18 protein-coding genes and 3 pseudogenes are annotated in these 21,488 nt (G+C 69.1%); 14 read left to right on the forward strand and 7 right to left on the reverse strand.

The annotated features are described in order from the left end of the window. The first annotated feature begins 37 nt into the window (after positions 1-37). Genes C6376_RS36435 through C6376_RS44090 form a run of 3 tightly spaced genes read left to right on the forward strand, consistent with a single transcriptional unit; the run spans position 38 to position 2,782 of the window. Entirely contained in the window at positions 38-1,471 is a 1,434-nt protein-coding gene (locus C6376_RS36435; protein WP_107447314.1) for a class I adenylate-forming enzyme family protein, read from the forward strand. Continuing rightward, positions 1,464-2,609: a thiolase family protein gene (locus C6376_RS36440; protein WP_107447315.1), complete on the forward strand. Its 1,146-nt coding sequence runs from the start codon at positions 1,464-1,466 to the stop codon at positions 2,607-2,609. The genes C6376_RS36435 and C6376_RS36440 overlap by 8 nt, the downstream gene beginning before the upstream one ends. Beyond that, the gene (locus C6376_RS44090) at positions 2,606-2,782 is read left to right on the forward strand and encodes a hypothetical protein (protein ID WP_159083364.1); all 177 of its coding nucleotides are present in this window, start codon (positions 2,606-2,608) and stop codon (positions 2,780-2,782) included. The genes C6376_RS36440 and C6376_RS44090 overlap by 4 nt, the downstream gene beginning before the upstream one ends. Positions 2,783-3,320: 538 nt before the next feature. Here C6376_RS44090 and C6376_RS36450 read toward each other — a convergent pair. From C6376_RS36450 to C6376_RS36460, 3 genes are all read right to left on the reverse strand, one after another. Then, the gene (locus tag C6376_RS36450; RefSeq protein WP_107447317.1) at positions 3,321-4,658 is read right to left on the reverse strand and encodes a right-handed parallel beta-helix repeat-containing protein; all 1,338 of its coding nucleotides are present in this window, start codon (positions 4,656-4,658) and stop codon (positions 3,321-3,323) included. Between the two features lie 65 nt (positions 4,659-4,723). Continuing rightward, positions 4,724-6,913, reverse strand: a complete 2,190-nt coding sequence (locus tag C6376_RS36455; RefSeq protein ID WP_107447318.1) for a glycoside hydrolase family 2 TIM barrel-domain containing protein — start codon at positions 6,911-6,913, stop codon at positions 4,724-4,726. Then, complete coding sequence (locus tag C6376_RS36460) at positions 6,913-7,866, reverse strand: hypothetical protein (RefSeq protein WP_254076209.1); 954 nt, start codon at positions 7,864-7,866, stop codon at positions 6,913-6,915. The genes C6376_RS36455 and C6376_RS36460 overlap by 1 nt, the downstream gene beginning before the upstream one ends. Positions 7,867-8,571: 705 nt before the next feature. Between C6376_RS36460 and C6376_RS36465 the strand changes: the two genes are divergently transcribed. The 11 genes and pseudogenes from C6376_RS36465 to C6376_RS45835 form a co-directional block, all read left to right on the forward strand. Beyond that, positions 8,572-8,805, forward strand: a complete 234-nt coding sequence (locus C6376_RS36465; protein ID WP_107447319.1) for a hypothetical protein — start codon at positions 8,572-8,574, stop codon at positions 8,803-8,805. A 51-nt stretch (positions 8,806-8,856) separates the two neighbouring features. Further along, positions 8,857-9,063, forward strand: coding sequence for a hypothetical protein (locus C6376_RS36470; RefSeq protein ID WP_107447320.1), 207 nt, complete (start codon positions 8,857-8,859; stop codon positions 9,061-9,063). Between the two features lies 1 nt (position 9,064). After that, on the forward strand, positions 9,065-10,606 hold the full coding sequence (locus tag C6376_RS36475; protein WP_107447321.1) for a family 43 glycosylhydrolase: 1,542 nt from the start codon (positions 9,065-9,067) through the stop codon (positions 10,604-10,606). Between the two features lie 421 nt (positions 10,607-11,027). Then, positions 11,028-11,909, forward strand: coding sequence for an alpha/beta hydrolase (locus C6376_RS36480; RefSeq protein ID WP_107447322.1), 882 nt, complete (start codon positions 11,028-11,030; stop codon positions 11,907-11,909). Between the two features lie 83 nt (positions 11,910-11,992). Further along, positions 11,993-12,226 (forward strand): annotated as a pseudogene (locus tag C6376_RS36485) (rhamnogalacturonan lyase); the annotation flags it as partial. Positions 12,227-12,552: 326 nt separating this feature from the next. Next, positions 12,553-13,578, forward strand: a complete 1,026-nt coding sequence (locus C6376_RS36490; RefSeq protein WP_254076210.1) for a glycosyl hydrolase 53 family protein — start codon at positions 12,553-12,555, stop codon at positions 13,576-13,578. Positions 13,579-13,697: 119 nt separating this feature from the next. Beyond that, positions 13,698-14,720 (forward strand): rhamnogalacturonan acetylesterase, encoded by a 1,023-nt coding sequence (locus tag C6376_RS36495; protein WP_254076211.1) that lies wholly within the window; start codon positions 13,698-13,700, stop codon positions 14,718-14,720. A gap of 389 nt (positions 14,721-15,109) precedes the next feature. Continuing rightward, positions 15,110-15,970, forward strand: a complete 861-nt coding sequence (locus C6376_RS36500) for a rhamnogalacturonan acetylesterase (protein ID WP_107447325.1) — start codon at positions 15,110-15,112, stop codon at positions 15,968-15,970. Positions 15,971-16,037: 67 nt separating this feature from the next. Then, positions 16,038-17,051 carry a pectinesterase family protein gene (locus tag C6376_RS36505; RefSeq protein ID WP_107447326.1) on the forward strand — a complete coding sequence of 338 codons (1,014 nt, stop codon included), beginning with the start codon at positions 16,038-16,040 and terminating at the stop codon, positions 17,049-17,051. A 428-nt stretch (positions 17,052-17,479) separates the two neighbouring features. Beyond that, positions 17,480-17,623, forward strand: a pseudogene (locus C6376_RS46270) (GntR family transcriptional regulator); the annotation flags it as partial. A 316-nt stretch (positions 17,624-17,939) separates the two neighbouring features. Next, a pseudogene (locus tag C6376_RS45835) lies at positions 17,940-17,984 on the forward strand (hypothetical protein); the annotation flags it as partial. Positions 17,985-18,239: 255 nt separating this feature from the next. Here C6376_RS45835 and C6376_RS36520 read toward each other — a convergent pair. The 4 genes from C6376_RS36520 to C6376_RS36535 are packed head-to-tail and all read right to left on the reverse strand — an operon-like array spanning position 18,240 to position 21,419. Beyond that, positions 18,240-19,037, reverse strand: coding sequence for an acyl-CoA thioesterase II (locus C6376_RS36520; RefSeq protein ID WP_107447327.1), 798 nt, complete (start codon positions 19,035-19,037; stop codon positions 18,240-18,242). Between the two features lie 10 nt (positions 19,038-19,047). After that, positions 19,048-19,905: an acyl-CoA dehydrogenase family protein gene (locus tag C6376_RS36525; RefSeq protein WP_107447328.1), complete on the reverse strand. Its 858-nt coding sequence runs from the start codon at positions 19,903-19,905 to the stop codon at positions 19,048-19,050. Positions 19,906-19,911: 6 nt separating this feature from the next. Continuing rightward, positions 19,912-21,006 carry an acyl-CoA dehydrogenase family protein gene (locus C6376_RS36530; protein WP_107447329.1) on the reverse strand — a complete coding sequence of 365 codons (1,095 nt, stop codon included), beginning with the start codon at positions 21,004-21,006 and terminating at the stop codon, positions 19,912-19,914. After that, positions 21,003-21,419, reverse strand: a complete 417-nt coding sequence (locus C6376_RS36535; RefSeq protein ID WP_107447330.1) for a nuclear transport factor 2 family protein — start codon at positions 21,417-21,419, stop codon at positions 21,003-21,005. The genes C6376_RS36530 and C6376_RS36535 overlap by 4 nt, the downstream gene beginning before the upstream one ends. Positions 21,420-21,488: the final 69 nt, after the last annotated feature.

Below are 21,488 nucleotides of genomic sequence, written 5' to 3' on the forward strand. Positions count from 1 at the left end.
GCGAGTCGCGCTCTGAGTGTAAGAGAATGACGTTCTCATGAATATAGCCGTGATCCTGGAAATGGCCGCCTCCGCGGGGGACCGGCCGGCCGTCACGGAGGGCGGCCGCTCGCTCTCCGCGGCCGAGCTCCATCGCCTCGCACAGCATGCGGCCGACCGCTTCCGTGACCGCGCCGCGGTCCTTTACCTGGGGCCGAACCACCTCGCCTACCCCGTCGCCCTGTTCGGCGCGGCGCTGGCAGGTATCCCCTTCGTCCCTCTCAACTACCGCCTCGCCGAAGAGCAGTTGGATTCCCTGGTCCTCCGGCATCCTGGAGCCGAGGTGCTGCACCCGGCCGATCTCGACGCGCTGCTGACCCCGCCGCAGGGGGAGGCCGAGCGACGACCCGTCCCCGAGGACCGCGACGCCACCGCCGTCGTCCTCTACACCAGCGGCACCACCGCCGCCCCCAAGGCGGCCCTGCTGCGCCACCGCCACCTGCTCGCCTACGTGTTCAACACCCAGGACTTCGGCTCGGCGGAGGTGACCGACGCGAGCCTGGTGGCCCTCCCGCCCTACCATGTGGCCGGCCTGATGAACCTGCTGACGAACCTGTACGCCGGCCGGCGCGTCGTCTACCAGCCCGCCTTCGGTCCCGCCGACTGGCTGGCCACGGTGCGCCGCGAGGGCGTCACCCACGCCATGGTCGTCCCCACCATGCTCGCCAGGATCACGGCGGAGCTGGGGGACGCGCAGGCCGGTGTGCCGACCCTGCGCAGTCTCGCCTACGGCGGAGCGCGCTGCCCCCGCCCGGTGGTGGAGCGGGCGCTGCGGCAGTTCCCGCACACCGGTCTGGTCAACGCCTACGGGCTGACGGAGACCGCCTCGTCCGTCTGCGTGCTGGGCCCTGACGACCACTGGCGAGCGATCATCTCCGACGACCCGGTGGTACGGGCCCGCCTCGGCTCCGTGGGCCGTCCGCTGCCCGGCGTCGAGGCCGAGATCCGGGGCGAGGACGGGAAACCCCTCGGACCGGGCGAGACAGGACTCGTCTTCGTGCGCGGGGAGCAGATCTCCGGCGAGTACGCGGAGACGAGCGGCAGCGACACGGACGGCTGGTTCGCCACCCGCGACCGGGGCCGGCTGGACGAGGACGGCTACCTCTTCATCGAGGGCCGCGCCGACGACACCATCATTCGGGGCGGGGAGAACATCGCCCCCGCCGAGATCGAGGATGTACTGCTCCAGCACCCGGGCGTGCGCGAGGCCGCCGTGCTGGGGCTGCCCGACCCTGAGTGGGGCCAGCGCCTGGTCGCGGTGCTGGTCGGGACCGGCGATCCGGACGAGATCCGTTCCTTCGCGAAAGAGCGCCTGCGCTCCTCCAAGACGCCGGACACAGTCGTCTTCCGCGCCGAACTGCCCCGCACGCCCACCGGGAAGCTGCTGCGCCGCACCCTGGTCACCGAACTGGAAGAGGCCGCCGATGCCTGAAGCCGTGCTCGTCGCCGCCCTGCGCACCCCGATCGGCACCGCCTTCAAGGGGAGCCTGCGCGCCACGTCCGCCTACGACCTGGCGGACCGTGTGGTCACGGCCGTCGCCGAAGGGCTGGACCCGGACCTCGTGGACGACCTGATCCTCGCCGAGTCGCACTACGGCGGCGGGGTCGTCGCCCGCCACGCGGCCGTGACGGCGGGCCTGCCACAGGTGCCGGGTCTCGCCCTGAACCGGCACTGCGCGGGCGGACTCGCCGCGGTCTCGACCGCGGCGGCATCCGTCCGGGCAGGCATGGACCGGCTGGTGCTCGCCGGTGGCGTCAACTCCGCGTCCACCGCGCCCAGGCTGTCCTTCCTGGGCGGTGAACGCTGGGTGCCGCCCTCCCACCCGGACCGCCCGGACGCCCCCAACCTCGACATGTCGATCACGGTCGGCTGGAACACCGCCGTACGGGAGGGCCTCACCCGCGAGGAGATGGACGCGTGGGCGCTGCGCTCGCACCGCAACGCCGTCCGGGCACTGGACGAAGGCCGCTTCAAAGACGAGACCGTGCCGGTCGCCACCTCACACGGCCCCTTCGAGAGCGACGAGCACCCGCGGCGTGACACCAGCCCCGAGAAGCTCGCCGCGCTCAAGCCGCTCCACCCGGAGATCGAGGGCTTCTCGATCACGGCGGGCAACGCGTGCGGCGCCAACGACGCGGCGGCGGCCGTGGCGGTGGCCGACGAGCGTCTCGCGCGGGATGACCTCGGACTGCCCACCCTGGCCAGAGTGCGGTCCTGGGCTTCCGTGGCCAGGGACCCGGCCGAGACCGGCCTGACCCCCACGCACGCCATCCCCAAGGCGCTCGGGCGGGTGGGCATGACGCTGTCCGACGTGGATCTGTTCGAGATCAACGAGGCGTTCGCCTCGGTGCCACTCGCCGCGGTCCGCCGCCTCGGCCTCGACCCGGACACCGTCAACGTCAACGGCAGTGGCTGCTCACTGGGCCACCCCGTCGCCGCCACGGGCACCAGGATGGTCGTCACGCTCGTCCACGAGCTCCGTCGCCGGGGCGGGGGTGTGGGCGTCGCGTCGATGTGCGCGGGCGGGGGGATGGGTTCGGCGCTGGTCCTGGAGGTGCCGGGGCTGTGACGGTACCTGAGGAGGGCGGGGCGTCACACGATCAGCAGGCTGGATTCGACCGCAACCTGCGGCTCCTCAGGCTTGGCCGTTCCTGTACAGGGCGTGACCGTGAGGGCGACTGCACCCGGCTGACCGGCGCGCTGAGTGACATCGACGAGGCGCTGCACGACGCCGCCGACTGACATCGCACGCGGCGGGGTAACGTCCGGGCGGTCCGACCGGGCGAGAGCGACCACGCCGACGCGGCTCCCGCACCCGCGGACGCGGTGCGCGGGGTGGTGACAAGGCCCGACGCGTCCGTCGCGGCCGGGGAACCCGCCTGAGTCACACGAAATGGTGGCCGGAGTGCCGGGAAAATCCCGGCACTCCGGTTCGACGTGTCCTCAAGAACCGGTTTCCGCTCGGTCTCGCCGGCTCGACGTGCTTGCCCGTGGCGAGGCCACGGGCGGGCCCGAAGTCCTGGCGGGCGGGCAGCGTGTATGTCTCGTCGGGGCCGGTGAGTCCATTGGGGGCCGCTGCCGAGGATCGTCGCCGTTGGGGAGCGGTTGCATGCCTGACGATGGCTCAGGACCGGCTTCGGGAAGCCGTGCTCGGAGCAGGCCGGCGGAGCCACCTCACCGAGCGGTCGGCACCAGCCCGTCGAACGCGGTCCTTCGCCCCGCGACCCCCGGGCGCGGCAGCGGCCAGGGCGTCCAGGGGCTGTCGCGCGGGCGGCGCGGGTCAGCGTTCGAAGGCGCCGAGGTCCGGGGCCGAGCCGTTGTAGGGCAGGCCGACGTTGACGCCCTTGTCGATCAGGGTGCTGTTCGACGCGAGGCGCAGATACGGCAGTACCGGCAGGCTCCCGTCGGCTTGGCGGGACGCGTCCCAGCCTGATGTCGACACGCTCTGGAACTGGGAGTTGGACAGGTTGACGTTCAGATTCCAGGAGTTGTACGAGGCGCTGGTTCCGGTCATGTTCGACAACAGGGTGCCGGTGTAGGCGATGTTGTTGCGCAGGTTGCCCAGGCCGATGGCGGCACCGGTCGGGGAGATACCGAGCATGTTGAAGTCGGGGTGGTTTCCGTAACTCGTGTTGTTGAAGAAGTCGTCCGCGACGGTGTGGTGGTTGGCGTAGAAGCCGGAAGACCGGTTGTTGAACGCCACGGAGGAGCGGACGGTGTGCTTGACCCCGTTGGAGACGTACTTGCCGCCGTAGCCGCCGGCTTTGAAGCCGTTGCCGTTGCCAGACGGGGTGGTGGTCCCGGGCAGGTAGCCGTTGAGCCATGCCCAGGAGTTCTCGATGGTGACGGACGAGAACGCGTTGATGAGGTCGAAGCCGTCGTCGGAGTTCCACCACGCGCGGTCGCCCCGGAAGACGTTGCCGGGATGGTTGGCCGAGATGTGGGCGCCGAAACCGTCGGCGCTCTCGCCGGCCCCGTTGGAGGTGTGCGGGTCGTAGTTGTGGTGGGAGTCGGAGTTGAGGACGAGGTTGCCGCCGCCGTCCTGGATGAACAGACCGGGGCCCATGTTGTGGTGCAGGTCCAGCTGTTCGAAGGTGTTGTTGCTTCCGGAGATCCAGATTCCCCAGGACTCGTGGTTGAGGTTGTTGTTCTGCGGGACGCCGGTGACCGTCAGCCCCTTGAGTCGGATCCAGTTGCCGGTGATGTCGATGCCCTTGATCCGGCAGTCGTCCTTCATCTGCGAGAAGTCGAAGACCGGCTTTTCTCCCGGATAGGCCACGTAGTTGATGAGGCTGCCCGAACTGCCGCTCTTGTTCAGGGTGATGGCGTCGACTTTGTCGGTCTGGCTCTTGCAGCCCGCGTTCGCGCGGGAGTAGGCGTACGTGCCGCCGCGGAAGTAGACCGTGTCACCGGCCTGCGCGACGGACTGGGCGTGGGCGAACGTCTTCCAGGGAGCCGCTTCGCTTCCGGCGGCGCTGTCGCTGCCGGTGGGGGAGACGTAGAAAACCTTCCCGGCTGCCGCGTTGCCGGATGCCGCCGACCCGACGACCGTCGTGGCGACGGCCGCCAGGACCGCGGCGACCGGGAGAGCGAGCCTCCCGTGCTTGGAACGTTTCATTGCTTTCTCCAGTTCGCTCGGAGCGCAGGTGGGTGAACTCGGGTCCGGCGCCGCGCCGTTGTGGGTCAGTCGCAGGTTCCCGAGCACGGCACGAAGGGTGCCGTTGTGCCGGTCAGCGTGGTCGTGCCCAGGGTGAGGCCGTCCGCTCGGGCGGTGACGGTGATGGTGCCCGGCCCGGTCGCCCGGACGAGGGCGTACGCGAGCCCGTGGTAGGCCTTGCGTACGGTGCCGCGGTAGCTCTCCTGCGTCTGGCTGCCGCTGTCGACCGCCAGGATCACGCCCGGCCCGCTGATGCTGAAGGTGACCGGAGCGGACGAACCGGTCACGACCCGGCCGGAGGAGTCGGTGACGGCGGCCTGTACATAGGAGATGTCGTCGGTGTCCGTCGATACGGTGCTGTGGTCGGGCTTGAGCACCACCCGGCCGGCCGTCGTCCCCGTAGGTGGCGGTGAGGTGTGGGGAGCGCCCCAAGCGCTCTGCCACGCATACCCGATGGGCCGTACCGTGCCGACCGCGTCCATGAGGCCGGAGCTGCTTCCCACGGTGGGCCACAGACCGTCGGCCTCCCCGAGGTAGTCGGCGCCGGTCCAGAGGAACTCGCCGATCAGGCCCGGGTTGTTCTTCACCGTCGTCCAGGACGAGGTGTCGGTGCCCATCTCGGTGAGCAGACCTGGTCGCTTGGGCGACATGCCCATCGCGGCCACCACCTCGTCGGGCCGGTAGTTGCCGCCGAAGACGTCCAGCGTGGTGCGGGTGGCGCCGGTGACGTCGCCGCTGTCCTTGGGCCGGAAGAGCGCCTGGGTGACAGGGCGGGACGGATCCAGGGCGTGCGAGATCGACACCATCCTGCTCAGCAGCGGCTGCCGGGTGGAGAGCGGGTCGCGGATCTCGTTGCCGGCGCTCCACATCACCACGCTGGGGTGACCGCGGTCGCGCATGACGATGCCGGTGGTGTCGACCTGGTACCAGGGCGCCGATCCGCTCGCGCCCGGGACGGCCGGTGTGCCGGTGGGCGAGGACGCCGTGCGGTTGAAGTAGGCGGCGTAGTCGCCGGCGTCGCTGTACTTGTGCTGTGTCCAGGTGTCGAAGAACTCGTCCAGGACCAGGAAGCCCATCCGGTCGGTGAGTTCCAGGAAGGCCGGGCTGGGGGGTTCGTGCGCGGTGCGGACGGCGTTGACCCCCAGGGCCTTGAGCTGGGCGAGCCGCCGCTGCATTGCGCGCTGCGGGGCGGCGGTCCCGAGGGCGTGGTAGTCCTGGTGCAGGGCGACCCCCTGCAGCTTGACGCTGTGGCCGTTCAGACTCATCCCGCCGGTGGGGCTGAAGGCGAGGCTGCGGATGCCGACCGGAGTGAGGTCGTCGTCGACCGGGATGCCGCCGACGTTGACGTAGGTCGCCAGCTCGTACATGTTCGGTGTTTTCAGGTCCCACAGCCTGGGGTTGGTGACGGGGATGTCGTAGCCGAAGGTGGCGGAGGCGCCCGCGGGGACGGTCCTGGCGGCCGTGGTGACGGCGGGGAGCGCGGTGCCGTCAGGATCGCTCAGCACCCCTCGGACGCTGACGCTCGCAGCGGTGGTGCCGTTGTTCACCACGGTGGTCTGCGCGTGGACGGTGGCGGCGGAACTGCTGACGTTCGGCGTGGTGACGTAGGTGGCCCATTGGTCGATGTGCACCGGGTCGGTCGCGATGAGGCGCACGTCGCGGTAGATGCCGGCCCCGGTGTAGTACCGGGAGGCCGGCTGCAGGCTGGTGTCGGTCTTGACGGCGATCAGGTTGTCGGTACCGCCGGCCTTCACCGCGCCTGTGATGTCGTAGCGGAAGCTGGTGTAGCCGTTGGGATGGGTGCCGATCAGTTTGCCGTTGACGTACACGCTGGCATTGGCCATCACGCCGTCGAACTCGATGTACACCTTGCGGTCGGCGGGCACCTCGGCCAGTGAGAAGTGCTTGCGGTACCAGCCGATGCCCGAGGGCAGATAGCCGCCGCGGCCCGTGCTCGACGCCGACTGGGAGTACGGGTCTGACGGCGGGGTCCGGCCCTCGATGCTCCAGTCGTGCGGCACACTCAGCCCGCGCCAGCCACTGTCGTCGTAGGAGGCGGCACTCGCGCCGCTCGCGTCGCCATAGTGGAAGCGCCAGCCGGGGTCGAAGTCCGTGACCGTGCGGTACCTGGTCGCGGTGCCGGTGCTGGTCACAGCCACGGAGGTGGCGCCGGCCGAGGCGGCGTCTGTCGTGCAGGCGAGGGCCAGCGGTGCCATCAGCAGGAAAGCGAGCGCGCAGACTCGGGCTCTCCAGACCAGGGAATCGGCGGGTGGGGTGCGAAGTGCGAGCAGGGTTCGGCGGGTGATCCGCCCGGAACCTGCAGAGGGGGATGGAGAAGGCACATCGGGTCCTTCCAGCCCGCCGATCGCGCGAGAGTTGCGCGGTCGGCGGGCAGTTGGTCAGCGGGAGCCGGAACGTCCGGAGTCCGGTCCGGCTCAGTGGGGGCCGCTGCCGTCAGGGCGTGGCTACCTGAGGTATGTGGCGAGCGGGAGGTCCTTGCGGCGTGTGTCGTCGGCGACAAGGCGGGCCATACGCTGCGCGCCGTAGGTTTCGAAGTGGGTGTGGTCGTTGCAGAAGAACGCGCCCAACGGGCCTGATCCGTAGTCACCGTTGTTCGGGCAGAGCGCAGGCTGTTGTAGAGCGAGACGCTCAGTGTCTCGAGGTCGACGACGGGTGCTTCGGTGGCTGTTCCGGCCGCGAACGTCTGGGGGACGAAGGCCCGGTTCTTGGTGGCCGTACCGCCGGAGCAGGTGATGGCGGCCACCGAGGTGAGCAGGATGAGGTGCGCGCCCCGGGCCAGGGCGGCCTGCGCGATCATGGTCATCAGCACTTGGAAGCGGGGCCTGCCGACGTGCTGCGGGCAGGCCGAGGCGGTGTCGTTGATGCCGAACTGGATGAAGAGGTAGTCGCCGGGCTTCATCCCGGTGGTGGCGTTCAGCATCGACTGCCAGCGCGACGAGTACGCGTCGGACCTGAGCCGGCACTCGCCGTCGGGGCCCTTGGTGTTGCTCACGTTCGACTCGTACAACCAGGTCTGGATGCTGCGACCGCCGACGGCCCGGTTCTTGCCGACGACTTCGCTGTTGAACAGGGCGTCGAACTGGCTGCCCCAGCCGACGGGGCAACGGCTACTGGGATTGGCCATGGTGGAGTCACCGGCCAGCCACACGGTGATCGGCCGGGCAGGCGCCCGCCCCGCCGGTGCCGCGGCAAGGCGGTACCGGAACAGTGTCCCGCGGCGCTGCCGGCCGCTGAGGCACCGCGGATGCCGAATGCCGACAAGGCGACCACCATCGTGGTCGTGAGAAGGATCCGAAGGCTCTTCATGGGTTCTCCGGGCGCGGGCACGGGTGCCGGTCTGTGAAGGCTGGACGGTCAGCGGCGCAGATTCAGCCCACCCAGGTCTGTGTTCGTTCACAGATCGGACTGACGGTGGGGCAGAGCCCCAGGCGTCGATGAGCGTGGGATGTGTCACGCAGCCTCCCGGCAGGACGCGTACCTGTCAACGGGATCTGGCGGATTGGCGGGTCGCGCATTGTTTGAGAGCTGCTGACGCAGCGCGGTGGCAAGCGGTCTGACCGGCTGCGATCAGGAGAGGGAGGCGCAGGTCAGATGCACTCCGCAGGAGCACGGGATGATGGTGGGGCGTTGTTCTGCCGGGTGTCGCGAGTTGTCGCATTCGAACATGACCGAACAGCAGAGTCGGACAAAATTCTTGACGACGCGTCGGAGCTTTCCTACTCTCACCGACGTGGGAACGCTCCCACGCCTCCAGAGTGAACGATCACCTCTCACCTCGGGTGCCGCGTCCACTCGCCCCCACATCGGAGGTCATCGTGCCTGATTCACGCGGGCGTTCACGCACGGTGTCGCGTTGGGCGCGCGCTGCGCGACGCGGCAGGTGGAGAACCTGTTCGCTCTCGACCCCGTCGGCGTGCGGATCGCGACGACGCTGACGCGCCGGGACATGGCGTTGACGAGCCAGGACATGACGCTGACGCGCCGGCACATGAAGCTGGCACGACATGAGTCCAGCACCGCGACACGACAGTCGACTGCACACCGGTCCGCACTCAACTCGACGTCTGCGACCACGGATCACCTGTGACGACCGGATCACCGCATCATCCTCGGCACGTCCGTCGGCAGTAGGTGACGGGTGGCCGGAGAGACCGGTGCCGAGGCGGGCTCGCCGGCCATCGACACCGGCGTCAGCGTGACCGACAACGGCGGTGTCGACTACACGGGGGCCACGGTCTACAACCGCCTGCCGAACATCGGGGCCTTCGAGAACCAGACCGGTACCGCCCACCATCTCGGAACCTCGACCGAACAGCCTGGAGAGCAACCGAAGCGGAGGATGTGAAATGCTGGGAAAACTTCCCCGATGGACGATCGCTGCACTGCTGTTCCCCTTCGTGATCGCCCTGGCCTTCTTCGGCGACTTCGCCGACGCGAGAGCCGCGGCCCCTCTGCCCCAGAATGCAGCGGCCGCTGCCGCCCCGGTGCTGCAGAACGACGTCTTCTGGAAGGACACCTCCGGGAACCCGATCTACTCCCAAGGCGGAGGCGTGCTGAAAGTCGGCAACACGTACTACTGGTACGGCGTGAAGTACAACGGAGCCGTCAGCTACTACAACAACCCCGCCGGCGGGAAGAACAGCAACACGTCGTTCAACGCCATCACCTGTTACTCCTCCACCGACCTGGTGCACTGGAAGTTCGAGGGAAACGCGATGACCTCCTCGGACATCGGTGGATCATCCTGGGTCGGCCGGGTGGGTGTCGCACACAACCCCAACACCGGCAAGTACGTGCTGGTCTCCCAGCTCAACAGCGGGCTCGTGTTCGGCACGAGCAGCACTCCGGCGGGCCACTTCAGCCGCGCGGGCACGCAGTCGAGCATCGGCAACGTCAGCACCGGCATGTCCGGCGACCAGTCGGTCTTCACCGATGACGACGGACGGGCCTACCTCATCTTCAGCAACAAGAGCGGCCGCTCGAACCTGTACGTCGCCCCGCTGCGCTCCTCCGACTACCTGCACGTCGACAACGCCACGCGGATCTACAGCAGTTCAGCGGGCGGGCGTGAAGGCAACATCATGTTCAAGCACGCCGGGACGTACTACTTCTGCTCCTCGGATCTGCACGGCTGGAACGCGTCCCACACCTACTGCATCAAGTCGTCGAAGATAAGCAGCGGATATTCTTCGGAGTTCGTTCTGCAGGGCACGGACGCCGACTTCTCACATGTGACGCAGACCGGCCTGGCGTTCGAGGTGAGCGGCTCATCGGGATCGTTCGTCATGTTCGGAGGCGACCGCTGGAGCGACTTCGCCGGCAACGGCATCGGCTACAACCAGTGGGTTCCGGTCACCTTCGACGGGACGACGCCGGTCTTCCATTCACTGAACCAGTGGAACGTCGACGCCGCCGCGGGCACATGGTCCGTCGGCAGCGGCAACAACCACGTTCTGAACCCCAGCGTCGAGGCCGACCGGGTCTCCCAGACGAAGCTCGCCGGATGGACGAACTCGTCGAACGTCAGCAGCGATCCGAACAGCAACCACCTCGGCGGACACACCGGACGCTGGGCGATTGCGCAGTCCTACGCCTCCGCCTACAAGGCCGCCATGTACCAGACCATCACGGTCCCGAACGGGACGTACACGCTGTCGGCCTGGGTCAAGAGCAGCGGCGGGCAGAAGGCGGCGAACATCTTCGCCAAGAACTTCGGCGCGGGCGAAATGGACCGTCCTGTAAACCAGCCGATAGGCACCTGGACGAAGGTCGGCATCTCCGGCATCACCGTGACCAACGGGTCGATCCAGGTCGGCGTGGCCTCCGATGCGAATCCGGGCAACTGGGTGAACGTCGACGACTTCGAGCTGGTGCAAACCGGCCAGTGATCTGGTCCTGAGTTCGCGTCTCGCCAGGTGAGGCGTGGTCCGTCTCGGTCCGGCCCGGTCGGTCACGGCAGCTGTCGGCTGCGGTCTGCTGGAGGAAATGGGCGACAGCAGGCTGAATCCGCTGGTGTTGACCGAGGACGAGCGGCTGACATCGCAGGGGTGAGCCGACCGCCGGCCAACCGCACAAGGTCCGGTTCTGTTGTTCGACCGGCGTGGGAGCGTTCACAGACATGTGGCGGGCGAGGCATCTCCATGTGTGTGTCACGGCCGGTCGGCTCGACCGTTGCGGTCGCGCCTGGACCGGCGAGCGCGTTGGAGAACGACGTTGTGACGGACTGCCTCAAGCGCGACGGGTGCTCACCCAAGAACCAAACTCACGTTCCCCTTCCGAGCAATCCCCCCACTCACACAGGAGTCATCCATGAGCATGCAACGGCGTACTTTCCTGGCCCTGAGCGCGGCCGGAGCTGCAGGCGTGGGCGCGTCCCTGCTCGGCACCGGGCAGGCAGGCGCCCTCGTCAGGCCGCAGGGCGCGCCCACCACGCCGTTCGCTGTCGGCGTTCGCCAGTATGACTGGACCCGCGGCAGTCGCCGGTGCACCACGTTCGTCTACTACCCCGCCACCGGCACTCCCGGCGGCAGCCCGGTGACGAACGCCCCGGTCGCGAACGGTGTCTTCCCCGTCTACAACTTCACCCACGGCTACGGAAGCAGCCCGCAGAACTCCCTGTTCATCATCCGGGCCCTGGCCGCGGCGGGCTTCGTCGTCCCCGCCCCGTACTTCAACCACAACTTCAACGACGTCAACAACGGCAACTCCTCCAAGGACGTCTCGCAGATCCTCACCAACACCCTCGCACTCAACGCGAGCGGACCGCTGGCCGGGCACCTCAACACCGGCATCGGCGTCGGCGTCTCCGGCCACTCCCTGGGCGGCATGATCACCCATGGCCTGCTGACCTCCTGGCCCGACAGCCGGATCGTTTCCGCCAACCCGCAGTCCTGCGTGGACATGGGCAACCCGTCCCGTTCGGTCTCCGCCAAGGTCCTGTTCGTCCACGGTGACCGGGACTCGACCACCTCGTACAGCTCGGCCCGGCAGGCGTACAAGGAGATCACCTGGCCCAAGGCGTTCCTCACCTTCGTCGGCGGCACCCACACCAGCTTCTGGAGCGACAAGCGCTTCCCGAACACCGTCGTCGACTGGGCGCGCTGGACCATGTACAGCGACACCGCCGCACGGGACCGCCTCCCTGTCGACGCGGCCGGGCCCAAGACCAAGTGGGAGTCCGTCCTCGGCTGAGGGGTAAACCGCTCACCGCCCTGATCGTTGGGTTGTCATGATTGGGTCAGCATCAGGTCTCGGGCTTCCGGCTGCATCCGGTGGTCTACGCCGGCAGCCCGGGCGCCGACTCATGGTCCGCCTCCGACACCACCCCGCGCTCGACCGCCGGCGCCTCCCCGGGCCGGGAGCCGTCCAGCACGAACTTCGTCAGCCGGCGGCACGGCGACACGGTGCGCGAACTCCTCGGCGGCACCCACATCGACAAGTACGGCACGTCCAACGACACTCGCCCGCTGACCGGATCCGGGGTCCACTCAAACAACGGCACCAAGGCCAACCGTCTACACCCCTGAACCCCGCCCTGCGGCCGAGCGTGCTGCACCGCATGGGCGGCCGACCAGGTGCGCGGGGCAGGGCCGGTTCGCAGTGAGACCCGCTGCGGCCGTCGTGTGGACGGCCCCTCAGAGGAGCAGCTCCGCCCTATCGGCGCGAAACACGTCCCACGGCGACCCACCGCCCCGCTCACCTGCACCAAGCCCTCGAAACACGCACCCCCAACCCAACCCACTACCAACCGCCCGTCGGCCGCCACGACTCACGTGCGGTCGTCGGGTGGAGAGGAGCGACCATGTCTCCGAGCCAGTCATCCGGCTCTGGTTCGATGAGCCGCCGTACTCTGCTCAAGGCCACCTCCGCGACGGCCGGTGCGATTGCCACCGCCGCCGCGCTCGCCGAACTCGAGACACCGGCCAACGCCGCCGCAGCGCCTTTCGTGAAGGGCGTCGACGTCAGCTGGGCGCCGCAGATGGAGGCGCGCGGCTTCTCCTGGAAGAACGCGAGCGGTCAGAAGCAGGACCTGCTGACGATTCTCAAGGGGTACGGAATCACCGCCGTGCGATTGCGCACATTTGTCAATCCCTCCAGCAGCCCGACCGACGGGCACTGTGGCATCAACGAGGTCGCCGCCTTCGCCAAGCGGGTCAAGGCCGCAGGAATGTCGATCATGCTCGACTACATGTTCGGCGACACCTGGAATTCCGTGGGTGTGCAGAACCCGCCCGCCGCGTGGAGGGGCATGAGCTACAGCCGGATGCTCACCGCGATGAGTACGTACGTGAACCAGAGCATGACGGTCATGAAGAACAACGACGTGCTGCCCACCTGGGTGCAGATCGGCAACGAGACCAACAGCGGGATCTGCCGCCCCGTCGGCAGCGTCTCCAACCCGGCGCAGATGACCGGGCTGTTCAACGCCGCCTACACCCAGGTCAAGGCGGTGTCGCCGAGCTCGACGGTGTGCATCCACCTGGCCCAGCCGCAGAAGTACGACTCGATGACGACGTTCTTCAGCCGCTACGCCGCGGGCGGCGGCAAGTGGGACATGTCGGTGTTCTCCTCCTACGGCAGCGCCAGCCTCGCCCCCGGGATCGTGGCGAACATGAAGAAGATCTCCGCCGCCTACGGCAAGCCCTTCATGCAGACCGAGTTCGGCGGACGGGTGGACAGAGCCTCCTCCACTCAGGCCGCGCTGGTCGCGTACATCAAGGCCCTGAAGGCCAACGGTGGACAGGGCATCTTCTATTGGGAGCCGGAGTGCATGTCCCCGTTCACCGGCTACGGCAACGGCGCCTGGGACTCCTCCACGCAACGGCCCACCGTCATCATGAACGGCTTCACCCAGGCCTGAGCGTCGACCGTGAACCTCAACTCGGGCATCACCCCGGTCAAGGATGGGAACTGGTGATTGTAATGTATATGACATTCGGCCCGGAAGGGTACGGGGCCAGGCTGGGAGCAGCGGGTCTTTTGACCCTTGCGACGCTGGTCGGCACCGGTGCGGCGCATGCCGATGCGGCCACGCGGGCTGTGCCGGCCGGCTGTTCAGGCACCTCGCCGATCAAGTGTCACTACGCGGTCTCACCCGGCAACTACGACGTGACGGTCTCCGTCGGGGGCGCCGACTCCGCCGGGCAGACCGAGATGTGGGTGGAGGCCCGGCGCCTGATGCTTCCGGCGACCAAGACGGCAGCCGGTGCCGTCGCCACGTACTCGTTCACGGTCAATGTGCGGCAGCCGGAAGGACAGCCGACCGGTCAGGGCGGCACCGGAAACCCGGGTCTGGACATCCGGTTCGCAGGATCCAACCCGCAGGTGTCGGCCGTCTCGGTGAGGCCGGCGACCCAGCCGCTGGTCGCCTACCTGGCCGGCGACTCGACCGTGTGCGACCAGCCGGCCGCCCCGTACACCGGCTGGGGCCAGATGATCACGCCTGCGGTGGGTCCCGGCGCCGCCGTCGCCAACTACGCCGACTCAGGGGAGAGTTCGGGCAGCTTCCTGTCCAACTCGGCGCTCTTTCCGGCCCTGCTGGCGAAGGTCAGGGCGAACGACGCGGTCTTCATCCAGTTCGGCCACAACGACAAGCAGACCACAGCGTCCGCTTTCCGGAGCAACCTCACCTCCATGATCACGCGGGTCCGGGCGAAGGGCGGCGTCCCGGTCCTGGTCACCCCGCCGGTCCGCCGGCTGTTCAACGGCAACCGGCTCACGCCCACGGCGCTGCACATCAACGGGGTCGGTGTGAACCTGCCCGCCGAGATGCGCGCAGTCGGCGCGGCACAGAACGTGCCGGTGATCGACCTGACCTCCAAGAGTCAGACGCTGGTCGAGCCCCTCGGCCCGTCCGCCTCCGCACAGCTCTACCTCCGCTCCTCCGTCGACGGCGTCACGGACAACACCCACTTTTCGCAGTACGGTGCGACGCGGATCGGCGGGCTGGTGCTCCAGAGCATCCGGGAGCAGCGTCTGCCCCTGGCCGCGTACCTGCGCTGACCGACGCTCGGCGGCGCCCGTCCGTGAGAGCAGCGGCGGGTTGAGGGCCGCGGCCCAGCAGTCGGCGTGCGCGCGGATTTCGAGCTGGACAGTGTCGCACAGGTTGTTGGGTCTGACCGGGGCGTCCTGCCGGGATTACTCCCGGTTGGTTTCCCTGGCCCGCCGCTGAACCTGGCGTGCGGTTGGGCAGGCCGCCGGCGAGGTGCCTGTGACCAGGCCAACCGGATCTCACAGGTGGCGGCACCAGACGCCGCGCCGTGCGGGGCCAGGCTGCCGGTCAAGTCGCCCGGCAGCGGCAGCCCCATGTCCCGGTTCATGAGCGCAGACCTGCTGCTCGTGTCATCCCTCCCGCAGACACCTCCGACAGTCCTTCTTCCGAAAGGTGGAACATGCCCTTCTCCAGACGCCCGTTGGGGCAACAGCCGGCGAGCCGACGGTTCGTCCTACGCGCCGCAGCGACCGGTGCCGCAGCCACCCTGGCGATCGCTCTGCCGGGCGGTGCTGCGGCGCGCGCCTCGGCGGCGCCCCCCGTTCACGTCTACGTCGCGGGAGACTCCACGGCCTCCACTTACGTTTCCTCGCTGGCTCCCCGGGCCGGCTGGGGCCAGGCGCTGCCGGTGTTCCTCACCGCTGACGCCTCGGTGGTGAACATGGCCAAGTCGGGCGCCAGTTCCAAGAGTTTCATCGATCTGGGCCTGCTCGACCGCATTCTGGCTGTGATCAAGCGCGGTGACTATCTCCTCATCTCGTTCGGGCACAACGACGAGAAGATCGACGACCCAAGCCGTTACACCGAGCCGTCGACGACGTACAAGCAGTACCTCTCCCGGTACATCGACAAGAGCCGGGCCAAGGGTGCCATCCCCGTCCTGGTGACGTCCGTGGAACGGCGCCACTTCGACGGCGCGGGGCGCATCTCGACGTCGCATGGCGCCTATCCGGCGGCGATGCGCGAACTCGCCGCGGCCAAAGGCGTATCACTGGTCGACCTGACCGCGTCCAGCACCGCGCTGTGGAACCGCGTAGGGGTGGAGGGAACGAAGAAGTACTTCATGATCCTCAAGGCTGGGCAGTACCCCAACTATCCCGACGGGAGCCAGGACAACACACACTTCCAGGCCTTCGGCGCGATCGAGGTCGCTCGACTCGTGGCCACTGCCCTGCACAACCAGGGCGTCCTGCCGTCAGCCGATTTCCGGCGGCTGACCGACACCATCCCCACCAGTTCGATCGTGTGGCCCACGACTTGACCATAGCGAGGATCACCAACCGCTCACCGCGCTGACCACTTCCCCGAAGATCGACGAAAGGTCACACATGCACTCGCTCGGCAAACCACGGCCCCTCGTGGCCTGCGCCCTGGCCCTCTTACCGCTGGCCGCCCTTGGGCTGACCACCCCGGCGAACGCCGCCACCACGATAACGGTGGCGAGCGACGGCTCCGGAAGCTACACCACCATCCAGGCCGCGATCGCGGCAGCTCCCTCCGGCGCGATCATCAACATCAAGCCGGGCACCTACCGTGGCCAGGTATCCATTCCGTCGGGCAAGTCCGGCCTCACCCTGCGGGGCATGACCGGGACCGCGACCGACGTCGTGATCACGGGAAACGCTCCCGCGTCCACCGCCGGCACCTCGGGCAGCGCGACTGTACTGAACATGGCCAAGAACACCACGGTCAACGGCGTGACCATCGCCAACACCTACGACCGGCACGACAGTCAGGCACTGGCTCTGTATGCCGGCGGCGACCGGCAGGTCTATCGCAACGTACGGCTGCTGGGTTACCAGGACACGTTCCTCTCCTGGGGCGGTACGGGGAGTTCGCAGGTCCGTCAGTACGTCTACAAGAGTTACATCGAAGGCGCCGTCGACTTCATCTACGGAAATGGTGCCCTGGTCGTCGACTCCACGACCATCCGCTCTCTGGACCGCGGCAGCGCCAACAACGGCTACATCACCGCCGCGGCCACCAGCTCCAGCAACCGGTACGGCATCCTGATCACGAGGTCGACGCTGGTGAGTTCGGCCGCGCCGCGAACCGTCGCCCTGGGGCGCTGCTGGCATGCCGGTGGCGCGGCCGACGCGATCGGTCAGGTGCTGGTGCGTGAGTCGACGCTGGGGGCGCACATCCGTCAAGCCGGTGCCTGGCAGGACATGGGCGGTTTCTCCTGGAAGACCTGCCGGTTCAGTGAGTACAACAACACCGGTGCCGGTGCCGGAGCCGGTGCCGGCACCGGCGACCGTCCGCTGATGAGCAGCGCGACCGCGGCGAACTACACCGCGCAGAAGTATCTCGCCGGAAGCGACGGCTGGAACCCCGTGCAGTAGTCCGTCGCCGCTCGCAAGGCCCGCAACTCCGCGCGCTCCTGCGTTCTCCGTTCACGAGACGATGGCCACGTGCGTTGGCGTGCACGGTGGCGGCTGTCCGGGCGGTGTCGAAGATCGCGTCCATCTTCATGACGCCGCCCACCGCCCGTACCTGGCCAGGCGCGGACATACCCCGGTCATCCAGAACGACCGCGCGGGCACCGGCAACTACAACACCAACAGCCCCTGACCAGCACTCCTTCGGCCGCCGCACGGGCTGCCGTCGCACACCGGGCTGGCGTGGCACGCGGCAGGCCTCGGGCCGCTTCTCCTGGTGATGAACCCCTGGGCGGATGACCCCTAGTTTGTATACAGAAATGTGTGCGGCAGGATCAGCGAGGAGTTCCGTGGCTCGGGCAACCGGTAAGAGTGAGGCGGTCTAGGAGCGGCTGAACACTGACATTGAGTCGCTGCGGCTGTGGCCGGGAGCCAACCTGAGCGAGGTCCAGCCGAGCGAGGAGCTGGGTGCCTCGCGGACGCCGGTGCGGGAGGCGATCCGGCGGCTGGCCCGTGAGGGGCTGGTCGATTTCGTGCCGGGAGAGGTGGCTCGGGTGGCCGCGATCTCACTGGCTGGGGTGCGGGCCCTGTTCGAGTTCCGGATGCTGCTGGATCCGCGTGCGGCCGAGTCCGTTGCGACGGCGGGGGCGTTCGATGACTCCTTCCGTACGCTGAGACCCGCCGCGCAGGCGCGGTCCTACCAGGAGTTCTACGAAGACCTCAGGGGGACGCCCGATCGCCATCAGCCATGCTGGCGCCCAGGTCGCCGCACGCACCGTGTTCCAGCCCGACTCGTGACCTCTGCGGGTCACGGCCCACCACCCCACCGGAGTCCGCAAGGCCGGACCACTGGTGGCGCAGGACATCGCCGGCCCTCTCTGCTTCGCCGGCGACCTGATCGCCCGAGCCCGTCCCCTGCCCGCTCTCGCGGTGGGCGACGTCGTGGCCATCCTCGACACCGACATCTACTGCTTCTCCGCCCCCTACCACTTCAACACTGCCCGAACCCGCCGTCTACGGAGTCCGCACCGGTCCTCGCGGAGATGTCCGATTCGAACTCCTCCGGCCTGCCCAGACCATCGACGATCTCCTCACCCGGAGTCGATGACCCACCTCGGCCCCGACGGGGAGCCGCACGGCGTTCGCCACTCTTCACGCGGTGAACCGCACCAACGCCTCCTGCGCGTACGACGCGAGCAGCGTGCCGTCCGCCGTCAGGGCGTCCCCGCGGCCGAAGCACCGCCCGTGCGCGGCGAGCGGGCTGTGCTGGCGCAGCAGCAGCCAGTCCCCGGTGGTGAACGGCCGGTGGAACCACACGGTGTGTGCGGTGACGGCCGAGGTGAACGCACGGCCCGCGTCCGCCTGCGTCACGCCCTCCACTGGACGTAGCGCGGTGCCGATGGGCGTGAGGTCGGTGGCGTAGGCGAGGAGGCCGGGGGCGAGGGCCCGGGGAGCGTCCGGGATGTGGGTCCACAGCTCGTACTCGGGCGGCTCCGACTTCGCGGTGTCGAGATCGGCCGCCGCCCTCGACTCCCAGGGCAGCAAGCCCAGCGCGACGGCGCGTTCAGGCCCGGGCAGCGTCGGCACGGGGGTTGCCACCTGCCGGTCGGGCCCCTCCTCCCACACGTGCAGGCTCGCGTTCGCCACCGCGACGACTCCCCGCTCCTGGCGGGCGGTCAGCCGTACGGTCGCGAAGGTCCGCCCCTGCTGCGACACCTCGGTCTCGTAACGCACCGATTCACCCGTGCGCCCTTCCCGCAGGAACTGCGTGTGGAGCGACTTCAGCCCCTTGCCCGGCGCGGCGAGCTGTGCCGCCCCTGCGAACTGGGCGAGCAACTGTCCGCCGAACAGCCGCCGGTACTCCAGTTGTTGCGAGCGGCCCTCCCAGGTGTCCGGCCCGCAGGGAGCGAGGTCGAGACAGCCGAGCAGGTCGTTCCACAGGTCGGACACAGGGCGCCCCTCACAGGTCGACGAGGCGAGGGGCGCGCGTCTCACGCAGCAGCAGCCGACCGGCCTCGCGGGTCAGTTCACGGGTGGAGCCGAGCAGCCCGTCGAGCACCAGGGCACGCTTGACGTGTCGGTGCAGGGCGTGCTCGGCGGTGAAGCCGATACCGCCGAGCGCCTGCTGGCAGTGGCGGGCAGCGGTGAGCGCGGCCCGGCCGGCGGCGGCTTTGGCGAGCAGCGCGCCGGTGTTATCCAGGGCATCGGCGCTGTCCGGCGCTTCGGTGTTCTCCCTGGCGGAGCGGTCCGTCTCCGGAGCCGCGGCCGCGACCAGCACCGCCTCCGCCGCCTCCAGCGCCACGTACGTCTCCGCCAGCCGGTGCCGCAGCGCCTGGAAGGAAGCGAGGGGGCGGCCGAACTGCTCGCGGTCCAGCACATGTTCGCGGGCGAGCGTCAGCATGGCCCGTCCGGCGCCCAGCAGCCACCAGCCCAGAGCCCGGCGGCCCGCCGCCACGGCAGGTGCGGGAAGGTCACCGGGTTCGGCGTGGCGCAGCGGAAGTCCGGGATCCAGCGGACCGGTCGGCGCACGGTCCCCCCGGGCCCACCGCACCCAGGCCCCGCCCGCGTACGGCAGCGGCGGCGTACCCCCGAGAGGGCGGCCCGCCGCCAGCAGGACGACGTCGTTGAGGACCGGCGCCTGCGTGCCGGTCTCCCCGAGCAGCCGGAACACCAGCGGGATCGCGGTGTCCGGTTCCTCTGCGAGCATCTCCGCCCAGCCCAACTCGGCCAGGGCGGTGCCCGGTTCGGCTTCCGGCCTGCAAGTCGTCAGGGACTTGCGCAGGGCATCTTCCAGCAGTGCGCGTTCAGCGGCGTCCACCGCGTCTCACTCCTTCCCGAGGTCCAGCAGACGGCGGGCGACGATGTTGCGCTGGATCTCGGCAGTGCCGCCGTAGATGGTCGCGGCCCTCGAGTAGAGGTACTCGGTGCGCCACGTCCCGTCCGACGCCAGCTCCACCGACCCCGGCAGCAGGTCCCGCGCCGTGTCGAAGAGCCGTTGCTCGGCGCCGGCCAGCAGTATCTTGTCCACGGAGGTCTCCGGGCCCAGCCGCTCGCCGTCCGCCAGGGCCCGTTGTGTGGCGGCCGAGCGGCAGCGCACGCTGTGCAGGTCCAGCCAGACCGCACCCAGCGCATCCGCGTCCGGCTCGCAGCCGTCGGCCAGGAGCCGGTCGAGGCGGCTGTAGAGGTGGGCCACGCGGTGCCAGAAGCAGGTGGACCGCTCGTGCGGCAACAGGTCCATCGCGAGGCGCCAGCCGTCGCCGGGGGAGCCCAGCAGCCGCCCCGCGGGGACCCGCACGTCGTCGAAGAACACCTCGGCGAACTCGTCCACGCCGTGCATCGTGCGCAGCGGCCGTACGGTGATGCCGGGGGAGTCCATGTCGACGAAGAAGGCGCTGATGCCGCCGTGCCCCGGCCCTCCCGTCCGGGCGAGCAGGACGCAGCGGGCCGCGTACTGGGCGAGGCTTGTCCACACCTTCTGCCCCGTCACCACCCAGTCGTCCCCCCGCGGGACCGCACGCGTGGACAGGGACGCCAGGTCGCTGCCCGAGCCGGGCTCGGAGAAGCCCTGGCACCACTGCTCCTCGCCGCCGAGCAGCCGGGGCACCATTTCGGCGGCGAGCGCGGGCGGCGCGTAGTCGATCAGTGTGGGGACCAGCACCTCGACCATCGACCACAGGCCGGGCTCGGCGAGGTCCCGCGAGGCGACCTGCTCGCCCAGTACCGCCCGCAGCACGCTCGGGCCGCCGAGTCCGCCGGCCGCCTCCGGCCATCCGTGCCGCATCCAGTCCGCCGCCCACAGCTCCCGCCGGACGCGGGCCAGCTGCGCGACCTGGGCGTCCAGGGAGTGGTCCGTACCGGGGGACAGGTCGTGACGGTCCAGCCAGGCGTCCAGCGCCCGGCGGAACTCCTCGACCCTCACGAGCGGGTGCGCTCGAAGGCGTGCGGGCGGCCCGAGTCGTGGGCGCCGCTGCGGCGGATGAAGGTCATGGCGCGGGTGCGCAGCCGCCAGCCGTCCGGGGTGAGGACGTAGGTGTCGTTGTAGTAGCCGATGCGCAACTCGTGCGTGGAGTGCTCGACGAAGCACAGCGGCTGAGTGCCGGTCGCCGCGTCACCGTCCAGCTCGATCACCGGCGTGCCCACGAGGAACAGCCCCTTCGGGGCGGCGGAGACGAGTGCCGGGAACTCGTCGAGCGGGTAGGTGTCGCCGAAGGCGCTGTAGCTGCCGTCCGGCGCGAACACGGCGAGCACCCGGTCCACGTCACCGCGGGTCATGGCGACGGCGTAACGGGCGAGGAGCTGTTCGATCTCCACCAGGTCGTCGGTGACGCTCAAGGGCCTCGTCCTCTCGTACGAGAATGTAATTCTCACTGAAGGAGTATTGCTCCGGATGGTTGCTTCTCC

The organism is Streptomyces sp. P3 (assembly GCF_003032475.1).
GTDB lineage: Bacteria > Actinomycetota > Actinomycetes > Streptomycetales > Streptomycetaceae > Streptomyces.

Coding starts and splice junctions, on each gene's coding strand:
- C6376_RS36500 (WP_107447325.1), top strand. CDS start 15,110: ATGCCCTTCTCCAGACGCCCGTTGGGGCAACAGCCGGCGAGCCGACGG.
- C6376_RS36505 (WP_107447326.1), top strand. CDS start 16,038: ATGCACTCGCTCGGCAAACCACGGCCCCTCGTGGCCTGCGCCCTGGCC.
- C6376_RS36455 (WP_107447318.1), bottom strand. CDS start 6,913: ATGGCACCGCTGGCCCTCGCCTGCACGACAGACGCCGCCTCGGCCGGC.
- C6376_RS36440 (WP_107447315.1), top strand. CDS start 1,464: ATGCCTGAAGCCGTGCTCGTCGCCGCCCTGCGCACCCCGATCGGCACC.
- C6376_RS36490 (WP_254076210.1), top strand. CDS start 12,553: ATGAGCCGCCGTACTCTGCTCAAGGCCACCTCCGCGACGGCCGGTGCG.
- C6376_RS36480 (WP_107447322.1), top strand. CDS start 11,028: ATGAGCATGCAACGGCGTACTTTCCTGGCCCTGAGCGCGGCCGGAGCT.
- C6376_RS36450 (WP_107447317.1), bottom strand. CDS start 4,658: ATGAAACGTTCCAAGCACGGGAGGCTCGCTCTCCCGGTCGCCGCGGTC.
- C6376_RS36475 (WP_107447321.1), top strand. CDS start 9,065: ATGCTGGGAAAACTTCCCCGATGGACGATCGCTGCACTGCTGTTCCCC.
- C6376_RS36435 (WP_107447314.1), top strand. CDS start 38: ATGAATATAGCCGTGATCCTGGAAATGGCCGCCTCCGCGGGGGACCGG.